Here is a 1,795-nt window from a genome sequence, read left to right as displayed (position 1 = left end):
CGGCGCCGTGCGCAAGGCGCTGGGCCGCGTGTTCGACCTGCTGTATGACACCGGCGAGCGCGACCAATACCGCACCCGCATTGAACGCACCGCCACGGGCAGCGAGGTCTACATCAGCCACAAGGGCCTGATCGAAGAATACGAAGACGCCAAGAAGGACCGCACGACGTGGCGTGTGCGCCCAAGCGACTCGGGCCTGGAAGCCGAGATGCTGTCGCGCCTGATGCTCAAGCTGGGCGCCCCCAAGGAAGCCGCTGCCGCAGCCAAGGCTGACAAGCCCGCTGCAGCCGCCACAGTTGCCGCCGCCAGCCAGGCACGCTTGAATGCCGATGGCCTGTCCCTGACGGTCGATGCCGACTACGACACCGCATGGCGCCGCGTGGGCCTGGCCCTGGACCGCAGCGGCTTCACGGTCGAGAACCGCGATCGCAAGCAAGGCTCTTTCGAAGTGCGCTTGTCAGACAACGACCCAGACGCCAGCAAGCCCGGCTTCTTTGCCCGCCTGTTTGGCGCCAAGGCCGAAAACCAGGACGGCCTGAGCCGCTACCGCGTGCAAGTGCAAGGCCAGGGCAAGAACAGCCTGGTCAGCGTGCTGAAAGACAACGGACAACCCACGACGTCCAGCACGGCCAAGCGCATTGCCAAGCAACTGCTTGACGAACTGAGCTGACTGCACCTTACGCCCGTCAGCATCCCGGCCCATGTGGCCGGGATTTTTTTCGCCCGGACAATTTGACGCTCAGGTATTTGCGCCAAATACGGACGAAAAAAAGCCGCTCCGAAGAGCGGCTTTTTGTACCATCGAACTGGAATTAGTTCGAGGCAGCGCTGGCAGCAGCAGAAGCAGCTTCCGTAGCAGCCGAAGCGGCTTCAGAAGCGGCCGAAGCAGCGGGAGCAGCAGCTTCAGAAGCGGCAGATGCGACTTCGGAAGCAGCGGAAGCGGCTTCAGCAGCAGCAGGAGCTTCTTCTTTTTTGCCGCAAGCGGTCAGAGCCATAGCAGCGATCAGCGAAGCCAGCAGGAGCGACTTTTTCATGCTTGTGTCCTCAAAAGGAGTGTCAATAAAACTGTGGTCTTGGAACTATGTGCAGAGCCCATAGTCCCATAGCAATACGAGACAAGGGCAAAGGATGCATCGCAACTGGCGTTGCTCCACATTCAGCCAATGATTATACGTCGTATAAGGCTATTCCCTATAGCCCCAGGGTCGTGGGAGGCAAGGCCTCGTGCGAGCGTTGCAAATTTACATCAATTTCAGCGAGCCACGTCCGCAAAACCCCTGTTTCACGTGTCCAGATGCCTGTCCCGTGAAGGGGCTCATTCAAGCGCAAGCCAATGACACCATGCACGATCAGCACGGGCATCAATGACGGGGCCACTTCATCGGGCGCCAGATAGCACTTCACGCGGTGCGACCACGTGCCACGCCAGGCAACCCAGCGTGGGTGCGCCTGAGCGAAGACATCATAGCCGGCGGCCAGCATCTGGCAATGTGTCCCGCGCACCAGAAGGCCCCACTGATGAAAGGCCTCCATCACACTGCGCTCACCCAATGGCCAGTGCGCAAAGTCATGATCCACCAGCGTCAGATCGACAGGCTGCGTGGCAGCCATGGCCATCGCAGCCCTGAAACGATCCTGAAAATCACGCCAACTGCTGATCTGTCCGGACTGTTCGGGTTCAGCGTGTGTCACAGAAGTGTGATCCATGGCATCGATCTCCATCCAATCAGGCCGAGTCAGGGTGCGGGGTGGGCCCAGCCGTCTTCCGTCCACTGATCCAGCAACTCCCTGAGTG

At 60.3% G+C, this 1,795-nt stretch carries 3 protein-coding genes; 1 reads left to right on the top strand and 2 read right to left on the bottom strand.

What is annotated here, in order from left to right; genetic code table 11:
- Positions 1–670, top strand: a 670-nt coding sequence (gene bamC / locus EPO09_RS20375; RefSeq protein ID WP_290646109.1) for an outer membrane protein assembly factor BamC, incomplete at its 5' end; no start/stop codon positions are given.
- Positions 671–812: 142 nt separating this feature from the next.
- Here bamC and EPO09_RS20370 read toward each other — a convergent pair.
- Both EPO09_RS20370 and EPO09_RS20365 read right to left on the bottom strand, forming a co-directional pair.
- Positions 813–1,034, bottom strand: a complete 222-nt coding sequence (locus tag EPO09_RS20370; RefSeq protein ID WP_290646107.1) for a hypothetical protein — start codon at positions 1,032–1,034, stop codon at positions 813–815.
- A gap of 157 nt (positions 1,035–1,191) precedes the next feature.
- Complete coding sequence (locus EPO09_RS20365) at positions 1,192–1,707, bottom strand: hypothetical protein (protein WP_290646106.1); 516 nt, start codon at positions 1,705–1,707, stop codon at positions 1,192–1,194.
- Positions 1,708–1,795 lie beyond the last annotated feature (88 nt).

Source organism: Aquabacterium sp. (genome assembly GCF_004297345.1).
Classification (GTDB): domain Bacteria; phylum Pseudomonadota; class Gammaproteobacteria; order Burkholderiales; family Burkholderiaceae_C; genus Aquabacterium.
Note: the sequence above shows the minus strand (reverse complement) of the source record. Positions and strands in the feature narration are given on the sequence as shown.